The sequence below is a fragment of the Streptomyces europaeiscabiei genome, from assembly GCF_001550375.1.
In the GTDB taxonomy this organism is placed as follows: domain Bacteria; phylum Actinomycetota; class Actinomycetes; order Streptomycetales; family Streptomycetaceae; genus Streptomyces; species Streptomyces europaeiscabiei.
In genome coordinates this window covers 1-968 of the sequence record NZ_LRTR01000930.1, presented here as the reverse complement: position 1 = coordinate 968, position 968 = coordinate 1, and the positions used below count along the sequence as shown (strand labels likewise).

Below are 968 nucleotides of genomic sequence, written 5' to 3'. Positions count from 1 at the left end.
CGCTCGGCGCGGCCCTGGCGGAGTCGCACGGCCGGGGCGCGCCGCGCACGCACGTGCGGCGAGGCACGGACGCGATGGCGGGAGCACTGCTCGGGCCCGGGTACGCCGGGGAGGTCGCGGAGTTCCTGGACCGGTGCGGCTATCCCGCCGTACGCCTGCCGGAGCCGGAGCTGGTCGAGCGGGTGGCCGCCGAGCTGGCGGAAGGGAAGGTCGTGGGCTGGTTCCAGGGGCGCATGGAGTTCGGTCCGCGCGCGCTGGGCAACCGGTCGATCCTGGCCGATCCGCGCGATCCCGGCACGCAGTCCACGCTCAACCTGAAGACCAAGTTCCGGGAGTCCTTCCGGCCCTTCGCCCCGGCAGTGCTCGCCGAGGACGCCAAGGACTGGTTCGACCTCGCCGGGGAGAGCCCGTACATGCTGCTGACCGCGCGGGTCGCGGCGGCACAGCGCCGGACGTGCGGACCGGAGGCGGAGGGGCTGACCGGCTTGGACCTTCTGCGGGTGCCACGCTCGACGATCCCGGCGGTGACGCACGTGGACGGATCGGCCCGGGTGCAGACCGTCACCGCCGAGCGCAACGCTCGCTTCCATGCGCTGCTGACCGCGTTCCGGGAGCGGACGGGCTGCCCGGTGCTGGTGAACACCTCCTTCAACGTGCGCGGCGAACCGATCGTCCGCGACCCCGCGGAGGCGTACGCCTGCTTCATGCGCACCCGGATCGACCTGCTGGTGCTGGGCGACTTCCTGCTGGACAAGCGGGACCAGCCCGCATGGCGGGAGGAGGGGGACTGGCGTGCCGCGATCCCGATGGACTGAGCGCCTGGGCGGACTGGGCCTGGCCGCACTGTACTTCGGCGTGCTGACGCCGGTCGGGTGGTGCGTCCGCGCGGTGCGGGACCCACTGCGCCGGTCCTGGGACGCGGACCGGGCCGGCTACCTGGAGCCCCCGGGCCGGAGCCGGGCCGCGCC

General features: G+C 74.3%; 1 protein-coding gene. It reads left to right on the top strand.

The genetic code is table 11. The annotated features are described in order from the left end of the window. Window positions 1-815: carbamoyltransferase C-terminal domain-containing protein (locus AWZ10_RS46855; protein WP_279616687.1), on the top strand; the 815-nt coding region annotated here is incomplete at its 5' end. Window positions 816-968: the final 153 nt, after the last annotated feature.